The organism is Rhodococcus sp. 7Tela_A2, assembly GCF_049311045.1.
Classification (GTDB): Bacteria; Actinomycetota; Actinomycetes; order Mycobacteriales; family Mycobacteriaceae; genus Rhodococcus.
Map to the genome: position 1 here is coordinate 1 of NZ_JAXION010000050.1, position 22,850 is coordinate 22,850.

Consider the following 22,850-nt stretch of genomic DNA (forward strand, 5'->3'; position numbering starts at 1 on the left):
GGGCGGCGCCCCGCCCCGCCCCCCCCCCCCCCCCCCGCCCCTTGTCCTTCTGGGGCTGACGCACCGTGGTGAGTCCTTCGCGCAGCGCTTCGTCGATCCCGTCGAAGCCGGTGATCGACAGGTGGCCCGGCACATCGAGTCCCGTCTGGTCGGCCCACGCCAGGGCGCCGAGCGCGAGAACGTCGGTCGTGCACATCAGTGCGGTGATCCGGGGATTGACGCTCATGATCTGCGCCGCACCCGACAACCCGTTTTCCGAGGTGTGCGTGTAGCGCTCGACGACAGTGAGCGAGGCCGGGTCCAGCCCGCCCGCCCGCATCGCGTCCTGCACTCCGAGGATGCGCTCGCGCTGCACGTGGAATCCGCTGCTGTCGAGGGTCGACAGATCGACGACACCGTCGTGGCGCTCGCGCCCGAGTCGCATGGACACGATGCCGATGTGCCGGTGGCCGAGTCCGATGAGATGTGCGGCGAGATCCCGCATCGCGCCCCGGTCGTCGATGCCCACGACAGGGGTGTGCTCGAAACCGCGCGGCTGGTCACAGGCGACGATCGGCAGATTCCGTTCGAGCACCGCAGCCAGGTACGGATCTTCGGGCGGTACGGAGTAGACGACGAACCCGTCCACCGACGACCGGTGCACGACCTGCGCGGCTTCGGTGTCGGCGCGTCCGGGACCGGCGGGGATGAGCAGCAGACCTTGTCCGGCTGCCTCGCAGGCCTCCGACAGCCCGGACAGAAATCGCATGGCGGCGGGGTCCCGGAACGAGTAGCTCAGCGCCTCGGTGAGAAGGACGCCCACAGCACCGGCCTTGCGGGTGCGCAGGGACCGCGCCATCGGATCCGGGCCGGCGTACCCACGGCGCTTGGCCACATCGAGCACACGCTGGCGTAGCTCCGCGGACAGCTGATCGGGCCGGTTGTACGCGTTCGACACCGTGGTGCGGGAGATCTTCAGTTCGGCAGCGATCGAGGCCAGCGTCGCCTGTCGGCGGGGCTGACGGGACCTGGGCATGAGGGGACCGTAGTCCTGTGGGTCTCGTCACGGCGACGCGGGGACGGCGTAATTCGCCTTCCCGACCCGCTAAAGTGGAACGGTAACGATTACCAATAACGATTGGGCGTGCCTCCGGGGCCGTTCGTCGACTCTCGATTCAGGAGAAGACCACAGTGCGTTTGTCCTCCCGTACCGCGCTCGCGGCCGCCGCCGTGGCTTGCGTGACCACCTTGGCCGCGTGCGGGTCCGCCACCACCGGATCCGATGACGAGGACACCCTGCGCGTAGTCGCCTCCACCAACGTGTGGGGCTCCGTCGCCCAGGCCGTGGCCGGCGACCGTATCGAGGTCGAGTCCCTCATCACCGAACCGTCGGCCGACCCGCATTCCTACGAGGCGAGCCCGCTCGACGCCGCGGCGATCAGCGACGCGTCGCTCGTCGTCTACAACGGTGGTGGATACGACCAGTTCGTCGAGGACATCCTCGAGTCCGGTAGCGGCGACCCCGCGACCGTCGAGGCGTTCGCGCTCTTCGAATCCGGCGAAGGATCCGATCTGCACGCCGGCCACGACCACGAGGACACCCACGACACCCACGACACCCACGACGCCGGTACCGACGACACAGCGGGCAGCACGGGTCACTCGCACGACGGGCACGACCACAGCGGCGTCAACGAGCACGTCTGGTACGACCTCCCGCCCCCCCCCCCGGGGGGCGCCCCCCACGCCGTCGCCGATCGCCTTGCGGAACTCGATCCGGAGGGTGCCGCCACTTACGAAGCCAATGCCGCGGCGTTCCACGACAATCTGCACGCCGTCGCCGATCGCGTGGCCTCGATCGCCGAAGCGCATCCCGACGCACCGATCGCGCAGACCGAATCCATCGCGACCTATCTGGTGACCGCGGCCGGACTCCGCGACGAGGTACCCGCAGACTTCGCGAATGCGATCGAGAACGGCACCGACCCGTCGCCCGTCGCCATCGCGGCCACCCGGCAATTGCTCCTCGACAAGCAGGTCCGCGCACTGCTGTACAACCCGCAGACCGAGGACAAGGTGAGCCGTGAGATGCGCGCGGCAGCAGAGGCGTCGGGTATTCCTGTCGTCGAAGTTTCCGAAACCCTGCCCGACGGTGTCGACTACATTCAGTGGCAGACCAGGACAGCCGAGGCGCTCGCTTCCGCACTCGACACCGAATCCTGACCACCCGCTCGAGAACACGGACTCCGGTGAATTCTTCGACACCCGACCGCGCCCACGCGGTCGAACTCCGCGGCGCGCGGCTGGCATTCGGCGATCGTGTGCTCTGGGACGATCTCGATCTCACCATCGAACCGGGTGAGTTCGTGGCCGTCCTCGGACCGAACGGGGCGGGCAAGACCTCCCTGCTGAAAGTCCTCCTCGGCCAGTTGCCGCTCAGCGGCGGAACCGCGACCATCGCGGGATCGCCGGTGCGTGCCGGTAATTCGCATCTGGGCTACGTGCCGCAGCAGAAGACCCTCGACGAGGGTGTCCCCCTGCGCGGGCGCGACCTGGTGGGTCTCGGCGTAGACGGTCACCGCTGGGGCACCGGGATCCGTTTCTGGAAGCAGCGGAAAGTCGCGGTGGACGCGGCACTCGCCCAGGTAGGAGCCGAGGCATACGCCGGGGCTCCCATCGGCGCCCTGTCGGGAGGCGAGCAACAACGTCTGCGTATCGCGCAGGCGCTGGTCGGCGATCCCCACGTCCTGCTGTGCGACGAGCCGTTGCTCAGCCTCGACCTCGCCAACCAGCACCTCGTCTCGTCGCTCATCGACCGGCGCCGTCGCGATCACAACACTGCCGTCCTGTTCGTCACGCACGAAATCAATCCGATCCTCCCTCTCGTCGATCGCGTGCTCTATCTCGTGGACGGTCAGTTCCGCATCGGGACGCCCTCCGAAGTCATGACCTCGGAGGTTCTTTCGGAGCTCTACCGCACCGACGTGGAGGTCCTCGAGGTGCGTGGGCGCCTCGTCGTCATCGGTACCGGGGACGCCATCGACGCGCTCGGCAGCGCCGGCGGTCTGCGTCCCGGCGAGGGCGTTCACCATCACGAACACGAGGACGACGCATGAGCAGCAAGTTCACCGACGCCATGGGACGGCTGTTCGACTTCGACACCACCGCCGACCTCCTGCAGTACGACTTCGTCCAGCAGGCCCTCGTCGCCGGTGCCATCCTCGGTCTCCTCGCCGGGATCATCGGCCCGTTGATCATCAGCCGGCAGATGGCGTTCTCGGTGCACGGCACCTCCGAGTTGTCCCTGACCGGTGCGGCCGCCGCTCTGCTTCTCGGCGTCTCCGTCGGGCTCGGGGCCGTGGTGGGCGCGGTGATCGCCGCGATCCTGTTCGGCATCCTGGGAACCCGCGCGCGCGAACGAGACTCCGTGATCGGTGTGGTCATGGCGTTCGGCCTCGGACTGGCCGTGCTGCTGCTCTGGGCGTACGACGGCCGCACCGGCGCGGCGTTCTCACTGCTGACCGGTCAGATCGTGGCGCCGGGAGGAACGGGCATCACTCTGCTCGCGACGTGCGCGGTCGTAGTCATCGGCACCCTGATCTTCATCTACCGTCCGCTGCTGTTCGCGAGCACCGACCCCGAAGTCGCCGCCGCGCGAGGCGTGCCGGTCCGGGCGCTGTCGATCGTCTTCGCCGTGCTCGTCGGAGTCACCGCGGCCCTCGGCGTGCAGATCGTCGGCGCCCTGCTCGTGATGGCGCTGCTCATCACACCGGCCGCTGCCGCCTCCCGAGTCGTGAGCGGACCACTCGCCGCAACCGTGCTGTCGGTGATCTTCGCGGAGATCGCCGCGGTGGGAGGAATCCTCCTCGCGCTCGCGCCCGGAGTCCCCGTGTCCAGCTTCATCACGACCATCGCGTTCGTCATCTACCTGGTGTGCCGGATTGTCGGGTCCTCGCGCAGGCGGCGGGGCGTCGGCCGCACTCCGTCCGCGAGCACCGTCCGGCACTGACGACCCGGTAGCGGACAATCGTCCGATGCGGTCCCGTAACAAGATTCTGCACGCCACCGTCGAACTGATCGGGGAGGTCGGCTTCGAAGGCGTGACCATCGCCGGCGCGGCACACGCTGCCGGGGTGTCCCGGCAGACCGTGTACTCGATCTTCGGGTCCCGGGAAGAACTTGTGTCCCAGGCCGTCGCGGGAGTGGCGGTGGAGGCACTCGCGGGGATCCACACGCGTCTCCGACATATCGCAACCCCCGCCGACTACGTCGTCGAACTCATCGTCGCGAGCCGGACCGTCGTGCGCGACAACGCCATCCTGGCCGCGTTGCTGCGCTCCGAACGAGAGAACCCGGTGTTCGACAACGGCATGGTCGCGCGGGCAAAGCCGGTCGCGCGCACCCTGTTCGCGCCGCTCGTTACCCGGCACCCCGAGGTGGAATCACAACTCGAGGACATCATCGAGATCTCGCTCTTTCTGGGGTTGTCCGTAGTGCTGTTCGACGACGAGGCGGTGCACTCCGACGACGAACTCAGACGCTTCCTGACCCGGTGGCTCGGGCCGGCGCTGTCACATACCCGGCCCGAAGCAGGACCGGGATCTTGACACTATGGCCCCAGAGTGTCTAGTTTTGCGACGCCTCCGGGGCCGGCTGTCCGAAGACCCCCGAGGCCGACGCAACCATCCGGGGGGATCACTTGCCGCACGTCACACGCCGGGCTTTTTTCGCCGGAGCCGCAGTCGCCGGATTGTCGCTCGCAGGCGCTGGGGTCGCCCCGGCCGCACCGGGCATCGCAGCGCGCGTGAACAGGGTCCCTCTCACGCGGGAAGAACACCGCGTCGTCGTCGTCGGATCCGGGTTCGGAGGTGGCGTGACGGCGCTACGGCTCGCACAGGCCGGCGTGCGCGTCACAGTCCTCGAACGCGGAATACGGTGGCCCACCGGACCGAATTCGACGACCTTTCCGCGAATCGACGCACCCGACAAGCGGATTCTGTGGCACCGGTCGAATCCCGAACTGTTCGGCCGCACGCATGTGTTCGAGCCGTACACCGGTCTCGTCGAGGCGGTCGCCGGTGAGAACATGACTGCCCTGTGCGCAGCCGGCGTCGGGGGCGGGTCGCTCCTGTATCAGGGGATGTCGTTGCAGCCCAGCGAGTCCGTGTTCGAAGCGAACCTCCCGAACGAACTCGACTGGGCCACCCTGGACCGCGTGCACTATCCGCGAGTCGCGCGCATGCTGAAGCTTGCCGTCGCACCCGACGAACTGGTGGCGAGCCCTCACTACAAGACCTCCCGGATCTTCGCCGAGCGCGTCACACGAGCGGGCCTACCGCTCGACAAGATCCCGATGCCGATCGACTGGGACTACGCACTGGCCGAACTTCGCGGCGAGATGCGGCCGTCGTATACCGACGGGTCCGGCGCACTGGGTGTCAACAACGGTGGCAAGCATTCGGTCGATGTCACCTACATCGCCGCAGCCGAGCAGACCGGCCTGGTGACGGTGGAGACGCTCCACGAGGTAACCGACGTCGCGCGCGCCGCCGACGGGCGATGGACCGTGCACGTCGACCGGATCGACACCACCGGCGCGGTGGTCGAGAACAAGATCCTCACCACCGACGCCCTCGTACTGTCCGCGGGCAGTCTCAACACGACCCGCCTTCTCGTGCGCGCATCGGCGCACGGCCGGATCACCGACATGCCCGACGAACTCGGCGGCGGGTGGGGGTCGAACGCGGACCGCATCTACCTCTGGACCAGTCTGGAAGACAGCTTCGGCGCAGTGCAGGGCGGCCCGGTCGTGTACGGCAGCAAGAACTGGGACGACCCGAACAACGCGTTCACCGTCATCCAGGCGTCCATCCCCTCCGCGTACGGACTCGACACCCGCAGCACGGTCATGGTCGGTTTCGGCGTCAGCGCGGGCCGAGGACATTTCGACTACGACTCCGGCCGCGACGATGCGATTCTGCGGTGGCCCACAGACGGCGACGCAGCCATCCAGAACGATCACATCGATCCTGCCGCCCGCAAGATCGCCGGGCCGAACGACATCCTGACGGACACGAACACCGTTGTCCCGTCCACCTGGCACCCCCTCGGCGGAGCGAGTATGGGAACCGTCTGCGATCTCGACGGGCGGGTGCTCGGGCAGCGCGGCCTGTATGTACTCGACGGGGCACTCATGCCCGGCAACACGGCGGCCTGCAACCCGTCGATGACGATCGCCGCAGTTGTCGAGCGAGCCCTCGACGACATCGTCGCGCGCGACGTGGGCGTCGTCTTCTGACAGCACTTCCGCTCGAAAGAGCATCGCGGGAGAGCGCGGGCCGGTTGCGGCCCCACCGGCCCTAGACTTGTCTCGTGCCTCGCATCGACCTCAACAGCGACCTCGGTGAAAGCTACGGCCAGTGGCGGCTCGGCGACGACGAGACGATGCTCGGACTCGTCTCGAGCGCGAACATCGCCTGCGGGTTCCATGCGGGCGACCCCTCGACGTTGCTCGACACCTGCCGGGCCGCCGCAGAACGCGACGTGCGGATCGGCGCGCAGGTGGGATATCAGGATCTCGCCGGCTTCGGCCGGAGGTTCATCGATGTGACGCCGGCCGAACTCACCGCCGAAGTGATCTACCAGATCGGCGCTCTGGAGGGCCTCGCGCGGGTTGCGGGTTCGTCCGTCAGTTACGTCAAACCGCACGGCGCGCTGTACAACGCGGTGGTGCACCATCGCGAGCAGGCTCGTGCGGTGGTCGCTGCGGTGTGCGCGTACGACGACTCGCTGCCGGTTCTCGGCCTGCCGGGGTCGGTGCTTCTCGACGAGGCCGAACGCGCGGGACTGCCGGTGGTCAGCGAGGCGTTCGCCGATCGCGCGTACACACCCGAGGGCACACTCGTCTCCCGGCACGAACCCGATGCGATCCTCCACGACCCGGACACGGTGGCGCGACGCGTGCTGCGCATGGTGACGGAAGGTGTGGTGACGGCACTCGACGGCAGTGACGTGCCCGTCACCGCTCGGTCGGTGTGCATTCACGGCGACTCCCCCGGCGCCACCGCGATGGCAATTGCCGTACGTGCTCTGCTCGACGCCGAGAGCATCGGTATCGAAGCATTCGTGTGAGGGACGATCGATGAGGATCCTGCCGAACGGAGACGCCGCGCTGCTCGCCGAGTTCGCATCGCTCGACGACGTGCTCGCGCACTACCGGGCGCTCGACGCGGACCGGCCGCACGGCGTCGTCGACCTCGTTCCCGCCGCCCGTACGGTGCTGGTTCGCTTCGAACCCCGGGAGATTCGCGGAGACACCGTGCGCCGATGGATCGCCGAGACCCCACCGGTAGATGCGGACACCCTCGTCGCCGACGAGATCGTGATCGATGTCCGGTACGACGGCCCCGATCTCACGGAGGTCGGAGAGAGGACCGGACTGGGTGCGGACGGCGTGATCTCGGCACACACGGACCGGGCCTGGACCGTCGCCTTCGGCGGGTTCGCTCCCGGATTCGCGTACCTCACCGGAGGTGACGATCGTCTGCAGGTTCCCCGGCGCGAGTCGCCGCGTGTCGCGGTTCCGGCCGGAGCCGTGGGGCTGGCCGGCGAGTTCTCCGGGATCTACCCCCGGCAGTCACCGGGAGGATGGCAGCTGATCGGGACGACCGATGCCGAACTGTGGCAACCGGATCGGATCCCTGCTGCGTTGCTCCGGCCCGGTGTCCGCGTCCGGTTCCGGCCGGTGCGGCATCCGCTGGTGACAGAGTCGTCGGCGCCCGACATCCGACGCACGGATGGGTGACGGCGCCGTGCGCGAGACTGGGGCGGTGGCGTGGTTCGAGGTTGTCTCCCCCGGCGTTCTCACGACAGTCCAGGATCGCGGTCGCCCCGGCCACGGCGGAACCGGACTGACCACGTCCGGCGCTGCCGACCGGACGGCGCACGATGCGGCGAACCGGTTGGTGGGCAACCACCCCGGCGCCGCCACCCTCGAGGTCACGGCCGGCGGGCTCGTCGTGCGGAGCGTCGGCGCGATGATCGTGGCGGTGACCGGGGCGCGTGCCGAGGTCACCGTGAACGAGCGGCCACGGGGTGACTGGTCGCGGATTCACCTGAGCAACGACGATGTGCTGGCGATCCGGCCACCGTCGATCGGACTGCGGTCCTACCTGGCTGTCCGCGGAGGCATCGATGTTCCCGAGGTGCTCGGGAGCCGGGCCACCGACACGCTGTCGAACACCGGTCCCGCGCCCGTTCGGGCAGGTGATCGTCTACCGGTGGGCGCACTCGCCGACGCCCTGCCTGTCGAAGAACAGTTCCCCCCGCCCGCCGACCTGGGCGATCCGGTGGAAATGGGGGTGCGCCTCGGCCCGCGCGACGACTGGTTCACGCCGGCCTCCGTGCGCGCCCTGCTGCGGGAACGCTGGGCGGTGACGCCCCGGCTCGACCGGATCGGCATCAGGCTGCGGGGCACCGGACCGCTCCACCGGTCGCGGCGAGCCGAACTTCCGAGCGAGGGGATGGTTCCCGGAGCACTACAGGTACCCCCCGAGGGACATCCGGTGCTGTTCCTCGCCGACCATCCCGTCACGGGTGGATACCCGGTGATCGCAGTGGTGGCACGCGCCGATCTCCCCCTCGCAGCACAGTTGCGGCCGGGCCACCGGGTGCGGTTCTCCGTCACCCGGTAGCCCGGCCGCATGCTGTGTCGTCGGCGACGTCACTCGGAGAGAGGCGACAGCCTGCCGTCGATCATTTCCAGTACGCGATCGCAGTGCACGAGCACGTCGTGGTCGTGCGTGACCATGATCGTGGCGACCCCGGCACTATGGGTCTCGTCCGCCAGAAGCTGCACGACGTCGTGGCTCCGAGCACGGTCCAGCGCCGCGGTGGGCTCGTCGACGAGCAACACGGCGGGTTCGGTGACCAGGGCGCGAGCGATACCCACGCGCTGGCGTTCGCCACCGGACAGCTGGCCCGGACGCTTGTTCGCGCGGTGGGTCATGCCGACGGATTCGAGGAGCTCGTGGGGGTCACGCCCGGGCCGTCCCGTGATCGTCGACATCAATCGCAGCTGGTCGAGCGCGGTCAGTGCCGGCAGCAGATTCGAGGACTGGAACACGAATCCGATTTGATTGCGGCGGATTTCGGCGAGCTGACGACGCGGTGTGGCGGTCAGGTCGACGTCCCGCAGCACAACCGTGCCGGTGGTGGGATGAATCAGTCCTCCGGCCACGGCCAGGAGACTGGATTTGCCCGCGCCGGACGGACCGACGATCGCGACCAGTTCGCCGGGGGCGACTTCGAGGTTCACGTCGTCGAGTGCGGTGACGGTGCTGTCGCCGTCGCCGAACTGCAGGCCGACATTCCGCAGGCTCAGGCCCGTGGTGGTGGTGAGGGCGCTCATCGATTCTCTCCCAGTGCCGTCAGGGGGTTGATACGGGTGATTCGCACGATCGCGAGTCCGGCCCCGATGAGGCCGAGCACGATCAGCAACAGTGCGCCTTGCAGAATCGGGCCCGTTTGGAGCGAGAACGGCATGCCCGTTCCTTCGAGTCCGGAGCCGAGGCCGAGGCCGACGAGGACACCGAAGGCGACGGACACGACGAGAATCAGGGCTGCCTGGATGATGCTGTCGCGCATCAGATATCCGGTGGACGCACCCATCGCGCGGAGGACCGCGAGTTCACGCAGCCGCTGGACGGTCCAGATGCTGAAGAACGCACCGACGACCAGTGCCGAAATCGCGTAGAGGAACGCGATGATCATGGACATCGTCATCGTCTCCGCGGAGTAACCCGGGGAGGAGTCGAACGACTCCTCGACGGTCTTGCTCGCAGTGCCTGCTGCGGCGTCACCGGCGGCCAGGTCGGGAAGGGAGCCGTCCGTTCCCTGGATCGCGACGACACTCGCCTCCGTGTACGCCCGCGGTTCGGTGGCGGCGCCTTCGAGCGTGCCCGCGTTGATTTCCTGCCAGGTTGCCAGCGGCACGTACGCGATGTCGACGTGGCCGAAGGTGCGCTTGTCCTCCGTGAACCCGACGACGGTCATTTCCGTCCCGAGCCGGTCGACCGTCACGGTGTCGCCGACAGCGACACCTTCGTCACGAGCGGTCTCGCTGAGGATGATGTCTCTCGGCCCGCTCAGCTGTGTGCCTTCGCCTGCGGTGGGCTCGAGGAAGGAGCCCGGCACAATGCCGAAGAGTGTCAGGTCGATCGCCATGCCGCCGCCGGTGTGCGCGTTGACGATGGCGTTGCCCATCAGCTCGGCGTGCTCGACGCCGGGCTGGGCAGCCCATGCCGCCGCCTGCTCTTCGGTGACGACGGACCGCGAGAATGCGGAGTCCGTCTTCGTGCCCTCCTGGAAGGCGAACGCCTGGGCGGGCGTCCGCTGAAGGCCCGAGACTCCGTCGTCGACGAGTCCGGAGGACAGGCCCGAGAGGATGACCATCAGAACCGAGATCAGGGCGATGACGGATGCCATCAGCAGAACACGTGTACGCGCGAACACCAGTTCACGCACTGCAAGAAACATAGGGGCTCCTGGAAAGGATCGCTCAGGCGAAGGCACCTGGGATGAGGTAGGCGGGCACGGGACTCACTTCTCCGATTTCAACAGAGGATGAGTTGCATTACCACTAAGGTTTACCTACGACAATGGGTAGTTTCCCGACCTCGAAACGCGCCAGAAACCGCCCTCTACCTGCGCTTATCACTGATCTTGTCGGCGGCCGGCCGGGCCTGAAATTTGATGACGACATGTCGTCAACATCATGGTTCGAGACGCGCTCGGGCCCCCCGAAGGCATCCGAGCCGACGCACTTTCGGCGCGCTCGATCCGTCGGGGTGTACCCTTCGATCGGTCACAAGTCCCCGATCCGATCCCGGAGCAATACGTGCCTATCCTGAACGCCGGGCACACCGTGGCCGAGCACAAATCCGCCACTCGCACCCGCATCCTCAGCGCTTTCGCCGAGGTGCTGGCCCGCGAGGGATGGGACGGCGCATCGGTGAAAGCCGTCGCCTCGCAAGCCGGCCTGACCCGCACGGTGATCTACAACTACTACGCCGACAAATCCGAGATGCTCCTCGCGTGGTCTGCCCACGAAATCGAGCGGTTTCTCGATCTGCTCACGCGCAAGCTCGCCGGGATGGACGATCCCCGCGACATGCTCGAGACCGTCGTCGAGCTGGTTCTCCTCGAATTCGCCGGGCCCCACCCCGTGACACCGCCCGTGATGAGCCTGATCCCGAATGCGACCAAGCTGGAGTTCACCTCGCAACTCAACGAACTCGAGGACGTGGTCTACCGGATCCTCGTCGAGGGCGAGAAGTCGGGAGTGTTCCGGCTGATCGACGCACGGTCCGCGAGCCGGTGCATCCTGGGCTGCCTGGACCCCCACCGCCAGGTGCTGGCCGACGGCGGGCCGGTCGACGAGGTGATCTCGATGGTGGTTCCGTTCGTGATGGGGGCCGTGGGCGCCCTCGACCGTGACCCGCACGCCGAACCCGGCTGTGCGGCGATCTGCGACGCGGGCGAGGAGAACCTGTCGTCCGAGTCCTGATCGGAGACGGCTCTCAGGCGTCCGATCGAGCCTGGGAACCGGGTTCCCCCGAGATCTCCGGATTCGTGACACGCCGTACGAACTCGATCGTCTGAGCGAGGGCGCGGCGTGCGGGAGGCGAGACGCCGGGCAGGCTGAGGTACCCGTGGACTGCGTTCTCGTACTCCGTCAGGGTCACGTCGCCGCCCTTCTCGCGCAGCGCATCCGCATAGAACACGCCGTTGTCGCGCAGCGGATCGTGCCCGGCGACCTGGATGAGCGCAGGAATCGTGGCGCCGGCGAGACTGCCGCGCAACGGTGCCGCCGTGGGCGCGTACGGATCTGCGCCGTCGAGGTACAAGCGGACGAACGCGCGCATACCGCGGGAGGTCAGGACGGGCGCATCGGCGTGCTCGCGCTCGGAGGGAAATACCTCTTCCATCTCGGTGCCCGGATAGACGAGCACCTGTCCGACCAGTGCGGAGAGGCCGGACTGCGCGGCGAGATCCGCGACGACCGCGGCGAGATTGCCGCCGGCACTGTCCCCGGCCACCACCACCCTCGTCCCGTCCACGCCGAGTTCGGCAGCATGCTCGACCACCCACAGCAGAGACGACCAGCAGTCGAATACCGCCGCCGGATACGGGTTTTCGGGCGCAAGCCGGTAATCGACAGACACGACGACGCACGGAGACTCCGCAGCCATGTGGCTCGCCCACCACTCGTCCTGCTCGGGCTCACCGAGCACCCAGCCTCCGCCGTGGAAGAGCACTACGACGGGGAGAGGACCGGGCGCCGAACCCGACGGCCGGTAGATGCGCAGGCGCAACGTAACCGACTCGGTGGCGGATTCGAGTCCGGCGATCTCGGCGGGCTGCAACTCGACCGTGCGGTCGACGATGTGCGCGGCACGGTGTGGCCGGCCGGCGACCCATCGCCCGACGCGCGAGGACAACAGCTTCGTCCGGCGTGCGCGTCGCGCGGGGACCGCCTCGGGCGGTTCGTCCGCGATGGACGCGCCGGTGAGGCCCTCCACGAGGGCGAACAGCTTGGTACGGAACGGGAGCGGAGCGGCCACGGCCGCAACACTAGAGGACCGCGGTCGCTTCCGGAACGGTGGCGCGCTCCGAGCGGTGGAGCGCACTGAGGCACAGACCCTGCACGGGACGGGTGGCCTCGGACCGGAAACGGCCGCCTACCTGCGCGACACTCTGGACGACGTTGTCACGCACCGTGATCCATTCCTCTTCTCCCGAACTCGACTGAACCGAGACGACGCCGTCGACGACATGGTCGAACGTGAAGTGCGACAACACCTCCGGGAACCGGTCGCGGCGTCCCCTCAGCACCCGCCGCATACGGGCACGCGGCGACAGGAACGAATCGATCAGATAGGCGAGCCATTCGGCGTGCCGGAAGAAGTGCTCGTCGCCGTCCCACACCAGAGCCGATCCGTCGTCCGTGGGAGTCCACTGGCACCACGACATCGGACGACCCCGCGTCGGCAGACCGTCCCGTCCCGCATTGTGCGGCCCGCTCGCGGGACCGGCGAAGGCGCGAAGGAACTCGATCTCACCGGCGTTCAGAGGCGGTGAAACCTCGAACCGACCGTCGAATCGAGCGCTGTACATACGGTGCCTCCCCACGTCGACTGTTGTGCTTCTTTACCCCGTCCGGCGGGCTTCCACACCGATCCGGGGCAGACAATCCGGCCAATCGAGACATCACCCTCGTCACAAATGTGAATCTCTGTTAACTTTCTCGCGACATCGGTGGCGGAGACAGAGGTGGCGACGTGTTGCGTCGGATAACGGCAGCAGTCATGGGTACAGCGATCGTGGCAGCGGGCACGATCATGGGAAGCGGCGTCGCATCCGCCGAAGACACTGGGGCTCAGCAGTACCCGCTCGCGCCGACATTTCTCGACGGCATCGGAATGGAACTCGCGAACCCGGGAGGGTCGGCGCCCGGCTCCAACGACTGGTCGTGTGAGCCCTCCGACGAGCACCCCGACCCGGTGATCCTCGTACACGGAACAGCCGCTAATCGACAGGACAACTGGGCCTACCTGTCACCACTGCTTGCAAACGAGGGCTACTGCGTCTTCGCGCTCACATACGGCAACTATCCCGACCTGCCGTGGCCGCTGAACGCATTCGGCGGCCTGAAACCCATGGAACAGAGCGCCGCCGAGTTGTCGGTGTTCGTCGACGAGGTGCTGGAGGCGACCGGGGCCGAGAAAGTCGCCCTCGTCGGCCATTCGCAAGGCACCCTCATGCCCACGTACTACCTCAACCGTCTCGGCGGCAACACCAAGGTCCGGGACCACATCTCCCTCGCGCCGCTGTGGGACGGCAGCCACGCGTTCCTGCTCGAAGCCACCTTCTCGTTGTTCGGCCAGGCCGGTCTGCGTGACGAACTCGAACAACTCGTCGCGACCGTGGGCTGCGGGGCATGCCCGCAGGTGCTCGCCGGCTCCCAGTGGTTCCGGGATCTGCACGCCGACGGCGTCTACGCGCCCGAGGTCCGGTACACCAACATCATCACGCGATACGACGAACTGGTGCTTCCGCACACCAGCGGCTACCGGGAAGCCGGCAACGCCACGAACTTCGTGCTGCAGGACCACTGCGAGGCGGACTGGGCCGAACACGTCGCCATCGTCAACGACCCCGTGGCGGCAGCGGTCGTCCTCAACGCCCTCGACCCGGACAACCCGCGCCCGGTGCCGTGCGTATCGGTGCCGCCGTTCACGGGATGGTCACCCACCGCACCCTCGCCGTAGAAACGAGGGGGGGGGCCGGGGGGGGGGGGGGGGGGGGGGGGGGGCGGGGCGTTGCGGGGCCGCGGTGCCGGGGAGGGTCCCCCCCCGCCCCCGCGCGGTACAACCGCCCGCGACCGCCGTGGTAGCGGCGGTCGCGGTGTCGAAGCCGGGTGACGCTACGCGCGGCGCTGCCGGGCGATGTCGGCGAGCACGACGCCCGCAGCCACCGACGCGTTGAGCGATTCCACATCGCCTGCCATCGGGATCGACAACACGGCGTCACAGGTTTCGCGGACCAGACGCGACAAGCCCTTACCCTCGGAGCCGACCACCACGACCACCGGATCGGTGCCGTCGAACTCGTCGAGCGTGGTGTCTCCGCCGGCGTCGAGACCGACGACACGCACACCCTGCGCCTGCCAGTCCTTGAGCGTGCGGGTCAGGTTGGTGGCGCGCGCGACGGGCAGTCGTGCTGCCGCGCCCGCACTGGTCCGCCATGCCACGGCGGTCACCGACGCCGAACGCCGCTGCGGGATGACCACGCCGTGTCCGCCGAACGCCGCGACCGAGCGGATGACGGCACCGAGGTTGCGCGGATCCGAGATGTTGTCGAGCGCGACCAGCAGCGGCCGCTCATGGAGTTCTTTCGCGCGGGTGATCAGGTCGTCGGGATGCACGTACCGATACGGCGGCACCTGGAGACCCACGCCCTGGTGCATTCCGTTGGTGGACAGCCGGTCGAGTTCCGCGCGCGACACCTCGAGGATCGAGATGCCCATGTCGGCGGCCCGCTGCACGGCTTCCTTGAGTCGCTCGTCCGCTTCGGCTCCGACCGCGACGTACAGAGCGGTCGCGGGAACCTCGGCACGCAGGCATTCGACGACGGGGTTGCGGCCCAGCACCATCTCCGGCCCGTCCTCGGGCTTGCGGCCCGCCGGACGCCGACCGCCACCACGGGAGGTATCGGTCGCCTTCGCGGCAGCACGGGATCGCCGTGCGGCGGCGTGGTACGGACGATCCTCGGCCTTGGGTGTCGCACCGCGCGGTTCCAGACCACGACGGCGCTGACCGCCGGAGCCGACGACCTGCCCCTTCTTGGTTCCGCCCTTACGAATTGCGCCGCGGCGCTGGGAATTGCCTGCCATCACTGTCCTGCTTTCAGAGACCACTCGGGTCCGTTCGGCGTATCGGTCACTTCGATACCTGCCGCTGTCAACCGGTCGCGCACCTCGTCGGCGATCGCCCAGTTCTTGTCTGCTCGCGCATTCTGCCTGCGGACGAGATCCGCGGAGACGAGCACGTCGAGCGCTTCCAGAGCCGCCGATCGGTCGGCGGTGGAGTCACTCCAGTGTGCATCGAGTGGGTCCACTCCGAGAATTCCGAGCATCGCGCGCACCTGCGACGCGATCCGGACGGCCTCATCGAGATCACCGTTGTCGAGTGCCTTGTTGCCCTCGCTGCGCCGGCCGTGGATCTCGGCGAGCGCCTTGGGCACACCGAGATCGTCGTCGAGTGCCTGCGCGAATTCGTCCGTCCACGTACCGACCGGAACCTCGCCCGCACGATCGCGGGTCTTGAGCACGAACGATTCGAGACCCCGGTAGGCGGCGGCCGCTTCCTGGAGCGCTGCCTCGGAGTACTCGAGCATCGAACGGTAGTGCGCACTGCCGAGGTAGTACCGCAATTCCTGGGGCCGGACCTTGGTGAGCACGTTCGGGACCGAGAGCACGTTGCCGAGCGACTTGGACATCTTCTCGCCGCCCATGGTCACCCAGCCGTTGTGCAGCCAGTACCGGGCGAAGCCGTCGCCTGCCGCCCGAGCCTGAGCGATTTCGTTCTCGTGGTGGGGAAAGACAAGATCCATTCCGCCGCAATGAATGTCGAAGGTGCCACCGAGATAGAACGTAGCCATCGCAGAGCATTCGAGGTGCCATCCGGGACGGCCGCGCCCCCACGGAGTGGGCCACGAGGGCTCACCCGGCTTCGCCGCCTTCCACAGAGTGAAGTCGCGAGGGTCGCGCTTGCCGAGCCCGGCGCTCTCACCCTGGTGCACGTCGTCGAGCTTGTGCCCGGACAGCGACCCGTACTCGGGATAGCTCTTCACGTCGAAGTAGACGTTGCCGTCGGAGGGGTACGCATGGCCCGCCGCGATGAGTCGTTCCATGAGGTCGACCATCTGCGTGACGTGCCCGGTGGCGCGTGGCTCGATAGACGGCGGAAGGACACCGAGCGCGTCGTAGGCCCGGTTGAACGCGCGCTCGAAGGTCGCCGCCCATTCCCACCACGGACGGCCGGCTTCCGCGGCCTTGCGGAGGATCTTGTCCTCGATGTCTGTGACGTTTCTCACAAACGCGACGTCGAGGCCCTGGGCTGTCAGCCACCTGCGGAGAACATCGAAGGCGACACCACTGCGCACATGGCCGATGTGGGGTTCGCCTTGAACGGTGGCACCACACAGGTACACCGAGGCATGGCCGGGGACGAGCGGCACGAATTCCCGCACATCCCGCGTTTCGGTGTCGTAAAGGCGCAAGGTCACGACCGTCGATCCTACCGGTCGTCGCTCTGCTGCAGGACGAGCGCGGTGGCGATCGCCGCCACACCCTCGCCTCGTCCGGTCAATCCCAGACCGTCCGTGGTCGTCGCAGACACCGACACGGGAGCGCCCAGGACGTCGGACAGCACGCGCTGCGCCTCGTCGCGTCGCGGCCCGATCTTCGGACGGTTACCCACCACCTGGACCGCCGCGTTGCCGATCGTCCATCCCGCCTCCGTCAGGAGCCTGCGCACCTCGGCGAGCATGGCCGCGCCCGATGCGCCCGCCATCTCCGGACGGTCGGTACCGAAGACTGTTCCCAGGTCGCCGAGACCGGCCGCGGACAGCAGCGCGTCGCACAGGGCGTGCGCGGCGACGTCACCGTCCGAGTGGCCCGAGCATCCGTCGGCGTCCTCGAACAGCAGTCCGGCCATCCAGCACGGCCGACCCGCCTCGACGGGATGCACGTCCGTTCCGATTCCGACACGCACGACGGTTCAGCGCTCCTCTGCGGTTCGAACCCCGGCCGTGAGCAGTGCTCGCGCAAGGACCAGGTCCAAGGGGGTAGTGATCTTGAAGGCGAGTGGATCGCCCGCGACGGTGTCGACTCGTTCCCCGAGCCGCTCGACGAGTCCGGCGTCGTCGGTGGCATCACCGACGTCGGTGTTCGCGCGGGCAAGGAGTGCGACGTCGAAACCCTGCGGTGTCTGTACCGCGCGCTGGGTCGGGCGGTCGGGTGTTCCGGTGACAGCGCCTTCGGCATCGACGCTCTTGATGGTGTCCGTAACGGGGAGCACCGGTATCACCGCGTCGCTTCCGCGTCGCAGTTCCGCCACCACCCGCGTGAACATCTCGGGCGGGGTGAGTACCCGGGCCGCATCGTGCACGAGCACGAACCGCGCGTCGCCCGCGCAGGCGAGTCCGGCACGCACCGAATCGGCGCGTTCGGCGCCTCCGGCGACGACGAGCACCCGTTCCGAAAACGGGGGCCGTACCAGTTCGGCCGGCGGGGTCGCGGCAAGTTCCGGCGGCACGACGACAACCACGCGGTCGACCTCGCCGGAGTCGAGCATCGCTTCGACCGCTCGATCGAGCATGGTCCGGCCATCCAGTTCGACGAACGCCTTGGGCAGTTCTTCGCCCAGACGAACGCCGCGGCCGGCCGCCGGAATGATTCCGACGACCGGCCCGTTGCGATCGTTCACTTGCTGTGTTCGGGGTTCTTCACGCGGCTCGCCACTCAGGACGCGGCTGCGAGAACCTCGTCGAGCATGCTCGCGGCGCGGACGTCGTCCGTGCCCTCCGCGAGAGCGAGCTCGCCCACCAGGATCTGACGAGCCTTGGCAAGCATTCGCTTCTCACCTGCGGAAAGGCCGCGGTCCTGCTCCCGGCGCCACAGGTCGCGGACAACTTCCGCGACCTTGTTGACGTCGCCGGAGGCCAACTTCTCGAGGTTGGCCTTGTACCGCCGCGACCAGTTGGTCGGCTCTTCGGTGTGCGGCGCGCGCAACACCTGAAAAACCTTGTCGAGGCCCTCTTGTCCAACAACGTCGCGCACTCCGACGTACTCTGCGTTATCTGCAGGAACTCGCACTGTGAGGTCGCCCTGCGCGACTTTCAGAACCAGATATTCCTTCTGCTCACCCTTGATGGTGCGCGTTTCGATAGCTTCGATCAGCGCCGCACCGTGGTGGGGGTATACGACGGTGTCTCCGACCTTGAAAATCATGTGTCCCGTGCCCCTTTCGATTCACCGAGTTTAACACGTGACTACCCCGTCCTCCCATCAACGGTGCAGGTCAGGGGCATCGATAGGTGAGCGCAGGGGTTGACAGGCAGTCGGTTCCGTGCTTTATGTGACGTGTGTCACCCTTAGGGAGTGGGCATGTCCGGGCTTTCGGGGGCGACACCAAAAGTTACGAGTTCCGGCCCCGCCGTACACAGGTCGCTCGCTGACTACTACTCTGCCTAGTGGATTGCGAGCCTTACTCGATGGAGGAACCCGTGACTGCTCTCAAAGCGCCGACTCGGCGAGTCGTGACCGCCCTCGCCCTGGCGGCCGGAGCGACGCTCACGCTGTCGGCATGCGGTGCCGGCCAGATCAGCCAGACCGCCATTCAGGTCGCGGCGATCAACGGCAACAACGCCGAGGTCGGATCTATCGCGCTGCGCAATGTGCACGTGATCTACCCGAACTCCGAGGAGTACAGCATCGAACCGGGTGGCACCGCACTGCTCGGTTTCACGGTGGTGAACCTCGATACCTACACCCCGGACGTCCTCACCGACATCTCCACCGAGTTCGCGTCGTCCGTGAATGCGGAAGAGATCGAGATCGCGCCCCAGTCGTCGGTGATCGCCGGTGAGTCCACCGAGACCGCCCGCCTCGACGAGTCGCCGCAGCCGGCGCAGACGCAGGAGACCCCGCCCGACGCGCCGAGCATCGCGACCGTCGAACTGGTCGGCCTGAACGAACTCGTCCGTCCGGGACTGACGGTTCCGGTGACCTTCTCCTTCGCCGAGGCCGGTGACATCACCGTCTCCGTGCCGATCGACGCGGGACCGATCACCCCGCGCGACGAGTCCGACATGTCGCCGATTGTCGGCGAGGCACACTAGCCGCACCCAGACTCCGAAAGACCCCGGTCGAGCACGGCCGCCCCGGGTCTTTTCTGTCGGGGCGGGCCACTATCCTCCGGCAGTGGTCAAAACCAAGTCGCTCTACCGCTGTTCCGACTGCGCGCACACCGTCGGGAAATGGGTCGGCCGATGCCCGGAATGCGGAACATGGGGGTCGATGGACGAGGCCCTTCCGCAACCCACGGCCGTCGCTGCGCGTGCCGGGACCACCCTCGCCCGCGCCGGCGCTGCCGCGGTGCTGCCGTCCACCCCGGCCACCCCGCTGTCCCGGATCGACGGAAAAGCCACCTACGCGAAGTCCACGGGTGTCGACGAACTCGACCGCGTCCTCGGCGGCGGAATAGTTCCCGGTTCGGTCGTGCTGCTCGCGGGAGAACCCGGCGTCGGCAAGTCGACGCTGCTCCTGGAAGTGGTCCATCGGTGGGCCCAGCGCGGCAGCGACGAGCGCGCGCTCTACGTCACCGGCGAGGAATCGGCGGGGCAGGTACGGCTGCGCGCCGACCGGACCGGGGCGGTGCACGACCGCGTGTACCTCGCGGCCGAGTCCGACCTCGCCACGATCTTCGGGCACGTCGAGCAGGTACGCCCCACGCTGCTGGTCGTCGACTCGGTACAGACGATGCTCGCCGCCGACGTCGACGGCGTCACCGGCGGCGTCACGCAGGTGCGCGCGGTGACGAGTGCCCTCACCACACTCGCCAAGTCCAGCGGTGTGCCCGTGCTCCTGATCGGCCACGTCACGAAGGACGGCGCCGTCGCCGGTCCCAGGTCCCTCGAGCACCTCGTCGACGTGGTGCTGCACTTCGAAGGCGACAAGCACTCGACGCTCCGAATGGTGCGCGGAGTGAAGAACCGATTCGGCGCCGCCGACGAAGTGGGCTGTTTCGAACTCACCGAGAGCGGCATCGTCGGCGTCAGCGATCCGTCCGGCCTGTTCCTCCAGCACCGCGACGAAGCGGTACCGGGCACGGCGGTCACCGTCACCATGGACGGGAAGCGGCCGCTGCTCGGCGAGGTGCAGGCGCTCGTGGTGCCCACCCACAACCCGTCGCCACGCCGCGCCGTGAGCGGACTCGACTCGGCCCGGGTGGCGATGGTGCTTGCCGTGCTGGAGCGTCGCTGCGGGCTGGGCAAGCTCGGCAACTGCGACGTCTATGCCTCGACGGTGGGCGGCATGCGGATCACCGATCCGTCCGCCGACCTCGCGCTGGCTCTCGCGGTCGCGTCGGCCGTCCGGGATCAACCGGTGCCCGCCGGCACCGTGCTGCTCGGAGAAGTCGGCCTGGCAGGTGAAGTGCGCCGCGTCGCCGGCGCGGGTCGCCGGCTCGCCGAGGCGAACCGGCTGGGATTCACCCGCGGAGTGGTCCCGCGCGGCGTCGAAGGTGTCCCGAAGGGGATGAAAGCCACCGAGGTGACGAACGTGGGACAGGCATTGTCGACGCTGTCGCGCTGAGAACGGCGATCCTGTCGGGCGTCCGTGCGAACATATGTTCGTGTCCGGTGAAGCCACGATCCTCCATGCCGATCTCGACGCGTTCTACGCGTCGGTCGAGCAGCGCGACGATCCGTGGCTGAGGGGGAAACCGATCGTCGTCGGTGGCGGCGTGGTGCTGGCCGCCAGTTACGAGGCGAAGGCCTACGGCATCAAGACCGCGATGTCGGGGCGCGCCGCGCGAGCGCTGTGTCCCGGGATGATCTCCGTTCCGCCCCGCATGGAGGCGTACGCCCGGGCGTCGCGCGATGTGTTCGCGGTGTTCGACGACACGACCCCGATCGTCGAGGGCATCTCGATCGACGAGGCGTTCCTCGACGTGTCGGGAGTACGCCGCATCTCGGGTGAGCCCCTCGAGATCGCGGCGCGGTTGCGGCGCAGAGTGGCCGACGAGGTGGGGCTGCCCATCACCGTGGGCATCGCTCGGACGAAGTTTCTCGCCAAGGTTGCCAGCGGAGTCGCGAAACCCGACGGGCTGTTGCGTGTCCCGCCGGAGGCCGAACTCGATTTCCTCCACCCGCTGCCGGTCGAACGACTCTGGGGCGTCGGGAAGGTCACCGCCGCGAAACTGCACGCCCACGGGCTGCGCAAGGTCGGCGACATCGCGCAGCACTCCGAATCCGACCTGGTGGCGCTCCTCGGCGCCGCAGCCGGGCGCCATCTGCACGCACTCGCCGTCGGTCACGATCCACGCCCTGTCCGGCATCGCGGACGCAGTTCGATGGGCGCGCAGCATGCCCTGGGCCGCGGGCCGCACAGCGACGAGTCCGTGGAGGCGACGCTGCAACTACTCGTCGACCGGGTGTGCCGCCGTATGAGGCGGGCACACCGTCTCGGCCGCACCGTGGTGTTGCGACTGCGGTTCGCCGACTACGCGCGGGCCACACGGTCGTACACGCTCGGCAGCCCGACCGCCCGCACGGACCTGATCGGCGACACCGCCCGTGCATTGCTCTCGGCGGCCCGCCCGCTGATCGCCGAGCGAGGAGTAACCCTGGTGGGCATCGCGGTCACCAACCTCGACGGGGAAGGCACCGAGCAGCTCGAGTTGCCGTTCGATCAGGACGTACCGGCCGGCCCCCGACGCGAATGCCCGGTCTCCGGAGAGGAGCCGGGCCGCGTCACGCACTCGCCGATCGACCGGCACGCGCTCGACTCGGTGCTCGACGACCTTCACGGAAGATTCGGCGCGGGTTCGGTCACGTCGGCGACACTGCTCGGCCGCGACCATCGCCCGGGCGTGCCGCTGCTACCCGATACGCAGTGACCGAGCACCGCGCCCGGCACGCATCAGACCGCGGAGATGTCCTGGTCGCTGCCGGGCAGTCCGTCGGCGAAATTCTTCCCCTTGGCGAAATGCTCGTGGCCCACGACGATGAACAACCCGTAGGACGACCCCACGATCACGTCGGGATCTGCCAGCGGCCCCTCGACGATCCGGGCCTCCGAGCGCGTGTAGACCTTGCGGCGGACCGTGCCCTCCACCCGGGCCCGCAACTCGAGTACCGCACCGAGCGGGATGGGACGCGCGAAGTCGATGCCCAGATGGGCTGTGACCACAGCCGAGCGCAGTGCGGCGTTGCAGGCCATGCCCTGCGCCTCGTCGAACGCGGTCATCAGGATGCCGCCGTGGATGAAGCCCGGACCGCCCTGGTAGCGCTTGGCGACCTCGAACCGTCCGATCACCTCGAGTCCCTCCCCGGTGGTGAACTCCATTCCGAGGCCGGTGGGCTGATCGTCTCCGCATCCGAAGCACTTGGACCAGTGCTGGGGCACAGGAGCCCCCGGGCCGGGGTGGTCGGCCGGAGGCTCGGGAAGAACGACGTCGTCGGGCAAGGTCCAGGTACTGCTCATGAACAAGTAATGTAGTTGCGCGGTCACGGGAGCCTTTTTC

Annotated in this window: 24 protein-coding genes; 13 read left to right on the top strand and 11 right to left on the bottom strand. The window is 68.0% G+C overall.

Annotation, left to right across the window (positions count from 1 at the left end):
• A partial coding sequence (locus tag TVH25_RS11335) for a substrate-binding domain-containing protein (RefSeq protein ID WP_422424190.1) occupies positions 1-1,015 on the bottom strand: 1,015 nt, incomplete at its 3' end.
• A gap of 155 nt (positions 1,016-1,170) precedes the next feature.
• Between TVH25_RS11335 and TVH25_RS11340 the strand changes: the two genes are divergently transcribed.
• From TVH25_RS11340 to TVH25_RS11375, 8 genes are all read left to right on the top strand, one after another.
• A complete protein-coding gene (locus TVH25_RS11340; protein ID WP_422424191.1) occupies positions 1,171-2,202 on the top strand; it encodes a metal ABC transporter solute-binding protein, Zn/Mn family in 1,032 nt (343 codons plus the stop codon).
• Positions 2,203-2,228: 26 nt separating this feature from the next.
• The gene (locus TVH25_RS11345) at positions 2,229-3,095 is read left to right on the top strand and encodes a metal ABC transporter ATP-binding protein (RefSeq protein WP_169622760.1); all 867 of its coding nucleotides are present in this window, start codon (positions 2,229-2,231) and stop codon (positions 3,093-3,095) included.
• The gene (locus TVH25_RS11350) at positions 3,092-3,988 is read left to right on the top strand and encodes a metal ABC transporter permease (protein WP_169622761.1); all 897 of its coding nucleotides are present in this window, start codon (positions 3,092-3,094) and stop codon (positions 3,986-3,988) included. The genes TVH25_RS11345 and TVH25_RS11350 overlap by 4 nt, the downstream gene beginning before the upstream one ends.
• A gap of 25 nt (positions 3,989-4,013) precedes the next feature.
• Complete coding sequence (locus TVH25_RS11355; RefSeq protein ID WP_296551620.1) at positions 4,014-4,586, top strand: TetR/AcrR family transcriptional regulator; 573 nt, start codon at positions 4,014-4,016, stop codon at positions 4,584-4,586.
• A gap of 92 nt (positions 4,587-4,678) precedes the next feature.
• Complete coding sequence (locus TVH25_RS11360) at positions 4,679-6,277, top strand: GMC oxidoreductase (RefSeq protein WP_422424193.1); 1,599 nt, start codon at positions 4,679-4,681, stop codon at positions 6,275-6,277.
• Between the two features lie 74 nt (positions 6,278-6,351).
• Entirely contained in the window at positions 6,352-7,110 is a 759-nt protein-coding gene (locus tag TVH25_RS11365) for a LamB/YcsF family protein (protein WP_169622764.1), read from the top strand.
• Positions 7,111-7,120: 10 nt separating this feature from the next.
• The gene (locus tag TVH25_RS11370; RefSeq protein WP_169622765.1) at positions 7,121-7,783 is read left to right on the top strand and encodes a 5-oxoprolinase subunit B family protein; all 663 of its coding nucleotides are present in this window, start codon (positions 7,121-7,123) and stop codon (positions 7,781-7,783) included.
• A gap of 25 nt (positions 7,784-7,808) precedes the next feature.
• Positions 7,809-8,672, top strand: a complete 864-nt coding sequence (locus tag TVH25_RS11375; RefSeq protein ID WP_422424194.1) for a biotin-dependent carboxyltransferase family protein — start codon at positions 7,809-7,811, stop codon at positions 8,670-8,672.
• A 29-nt stretch (positions 8,673-8,701) separates the two neighbouring features.
• Here the strand turns inward: TVH25_RS11375 and TVH25_RS11380 are convergent, their stop codons facing one another.
• Together TVH25_RS11380 and TVH25_RS11385 are read right to left on the bottom strand one after the other, a co-directional pair.
• Complete coding sequence (locus TVH25_RS11380; RefSeq protein WP_169622767.1) at positions 8,702-9,388, bottom strand: ABC transporter ATP-binding protein; 687 nt, start codon at positions 9,386-9,388, stop codon at positions 8,702-8,704.
• Positions 9,385-10,515: an ABC transporter permease gene (locus TVH25_RS11385; RefSeq protein ID WP_206037361.1), complete on the bottom strand. Its 1,131-nt coding sequence runs from the start codon at positions 10,513-10,515 to the stop codon at positions 9,385-9,387. Before TVH25_RS11385 ends, TVH25_RS11380 begins: the two co-directional genes overlap by 4 nt.
• A 361-nt stretch (positions 10,516-10,876) precedes the next feature.
• On the opposite strand from TVH25_RS11385, the gene TVH25_RS11390 reads away from it, so the two are divergent.
• On the top strand, positions 10,877-11,545 hold the full coding sequence (locus TVH25_RS11390; protein ID WP_422424195.1) for a TetR/AcrR family transcriptional regulator: 669 nt from the start codon (positions 10,877-10,879) through the stop codon (positions 11,543-11,545).
• Positions 11,546-11,558: 13 nt separating this feature from the next.
• Here the strand turns inward: TVH25_RS11390 and TVH25_RS11395 are convergent, their stop codons facing one another.
• Together TVH25_RS11395 and TVH25_RS11400 are read right to left on the bottom strand one after the other, a co-directional pair.
• On the bottom strand, positions 11,559-12,602 hold the full coding sequence (locus tag TVH25_RS11395) for an alpha/beta hydrolase (RefSeq protein WP_422424196.1): 1,044 nt from the start codon (positions 12,600-12,602) through the stop codon (positions 11,559-11,561).
• A gap of 10 nt (positions 12,603-12,612) precedes the next feature.
• On the bottom strand, positions 12,613-13,155 hold the full coding sequence (locus TVH25_RS11400) for a hypothetical protein (RefSeq protein WP_240952728.1): 543 nt from the start codon (positions 13,153-13,155) through the stop codon (positions 12,613-12,615).
• Positions 13,156-13,346: 191 nt separating this feature from the next.
• On the opposite strand from TVH25_RS11400, the gene TVH25_RS11405 reads away from it, so the two are divergent.
• Positions 13,347-14,309 (top strand): lipase family alpha/beta hydrolase, encoded by a 963-nt coding sequence (locus tag TVH25_RS11405; protein WP_169622770.1) that lies wholly within the window; start codon positions 13,347-13,349, stop codon positions 14,307-14,309.
• Between the two features lie 155 nt (positions 14,310-14,464).
• Here the strand turns inward: TVH25_RS11405 and rlmB are convergent, their stop codons facing one another.
• From rlmB to TVH25_RS11430, 5 genes are read right to left on the bottom strand one after another with little or no spacing between them, the layout of a single operon-like run.
• Positions 14,465-15,433, bottom strand: a complete 969-nt coding sequence (gene rlmB, locus TVH25_RS11410; RefSeq protein ID WP_169622771.1) for a 23S rRNA (guanosine(2251)-2'-O)-methyltransferase RlmB — start codon at positions 15,431-15,433, stop codon at positions 14,465-14,467.
• Positions 15,433-16,827, bottom strand: coding sequence for a cysteine--tRNA ligase (gene cysS, locus TVH25_RS11415; RefSeq protein WP_169653260.1), 1,395 nt, complete (start codon positions 16,825-16,827; stop codon positions 15,433-15,435). Before cysS ends, rlmB begins: the two co-directional genes overlap by 1 nt.
• A gap of 11 nt (positions 16,828-16,838) precedes the next feature.
• Entirely contained in the window at positions 16,839-17,315 is a 477-nt protein-coding gene (gene ispF, locus TVH25_RS11420; RefSeq protein WP_169622773.1) for a 2-C-methyl-D-erythritol 2,4-cyclodiphosphate synthase, read from the bottom strand.
• A 6-nt stretch (positions 17,316-17,321) separates the two neighbouring features.
• Positions 17,322-18,029 (bottom strand): 2-C-methyl-D-erythritol 4-phosphate cytidylyltransferase, encoded by a 708-nt coding sequence (gene ispD, locus TVH25_RS11425; protein WP_422424197.1) that lies wholly within the window; start codon positions 18,027-18,029, stop codon positions 17,322-17,324.
• 35 nt (positions 18,030-18,064) lie between these two features.
• Positions 18,065-18,553, bottom strand: a complete 489-nt coding sequence (locus TVH25_RS11430; protein WP_072702544.1) for a CarD family transcriptional regulator — start codon at positions 18,551-18,553, stop codon at positions 18,065-18,067.
• 275 nt (positions 18,554-18,828) lie between these two features.
• Here TVH25_RS11430 and TVH25_RS11435 point away from each other — a divergent pair, with 275 nt between their 5' ends.
• The 3 genes from TVH25_RS11435 to dinB all read left to right on the top strand — a co-directional run bounded on the left by TVH25_RS11435 (position 18,829) and on the right by dinB (position 22,223).
• Entirely contained in the window at positions 18,829-19,443 is a 615-nt protein-coding gene (locus tag TVH25_RS11435; RefSeq protein WP_169622775.1) for a hypothetical protein, read from the top strand.
• An 82-nt stretch (positions 19,444-19,525) separates the two neighbouring features.
• Positions 19,526-20,917 (top strand): DNA repair protein RadA, encoded by a 1,392-nt coding sequence (gene radA, locus TVH25_RS11440; RefSeq protein ID WP_169622776.1) that lies wholly within the window; start codon positions 19,526-19,528, stop codon positions 20,915-20,917.
• Between the two features lie 34 nt (positions 20,918-20,951).
• Entirely contained in the window at positions 20,952-22,223 is a 1,272-nt protein-coding gene (gene dinB / locus TVH25_RS11445) for a DNA polymerase IV (protein WP_422424198.1), read from the top strand.
• Between the two features lie 23 nt (positions 22,224-22,246).
• Here the strand turns inward: dinB and TVH25_RS11450 are convergent, their stop codons facing one another.
• Positions 22,247-22,810 carry a PaaI family thioesterase gene (locus tag TVH25_RS11450; protein ID WP_422424199.1) on the bottom strand — a complete coding sequence of 188 codons (564 nt, stop codon included), beginning with the start codon at positions 22,808-22,810 and terminating at the stop codon, positions 22,247-22,249.
• Between the last annotated feature and the right edge of the window lie 40 nt (positions 22,811-22,850).

Excerpts from the sequence above, each read along its gene's own strand:
- TVH25_RS11350 (WP_169622761.1), top strand. The coding sequence starts at position 3,092 with ATGAGCAGCAAGTTCACCGACGCCATGGGACGGCTGTTCGACTTCGAC.
- TVH25_RS11370 (WP_169622765.1), top strand. The coding sequence starts at position 7,121 with ATGAGGATCCTGCCGAACGGAGACGCCGCGCTGCTCGCCGAGTTCGCA.
- TVH25_RS11430 (WP_072702544.1), bottom strand. The coding sequence starts at position 18,553 with ATGATTTTCAAGGTCGGAGACACCGTCGTATACCCCCACCACGGTGCG.
- TVH25_RS11355 (WP_296551620.1), top strand. The coding sequence starts at position 4,014 with ATGCGGTCCCGTAACAAGATTCTGCACGCCACCGTCGAACTGATCGGG.
- TVH25_RS11400 (WP_240952728.1), bottom strand. The coding sequence starts at position 13,155 with ATGTACAGCGCTCGATTCGACGGTCGGTTCGAGGTTTCACCGCCTCTG.
- TVH25_RS11450 (WP_422424199.1), bottom strand. The coding sequence starts at position 22,810 with ATGAGCAGTACCTGGACCTTGCCCGACGACGTCGTTCTTCCCGAGCCT.
- dinB (WP_422424198.1), top strand. The coding sequence starts at position 20,952 with ATGTTCGTGTCCGGTGAAGCCACGATCCTCCATGCCGATCTCGACGCG.
- TVH25_RS11405 (WP_169622770.1), top strand. The coding sequence starts at position 13,347 with ATGGGTACAGCGATCGTGGCAGCGGGCACGATCATGGGAAGCGGCGTC.
- TVH25_RS11380 (WP_169622767.1), bottom strand. The coding sequence starts at position 9,388 with ATGAGCGCCCTCACCACCACCACGGGCCTGAGCCTGCGGAATGTCGGC.
- rlmB (WP_169622771.1), bottom strand. The coding sequence starts at position 15,433 with ATGGCAGGCAATTCCCAGCGCCGCGGCGCAATTCGTAAGGGCGGAACC.
- TVH25_RS11385 (WP_206037361.1), bottom strand. The coding sequence starts at position 10,515 with ATGTTTCTTGCAGTGCGTGAACTGGTGTTCGCGCGTACACGTGTTCTG.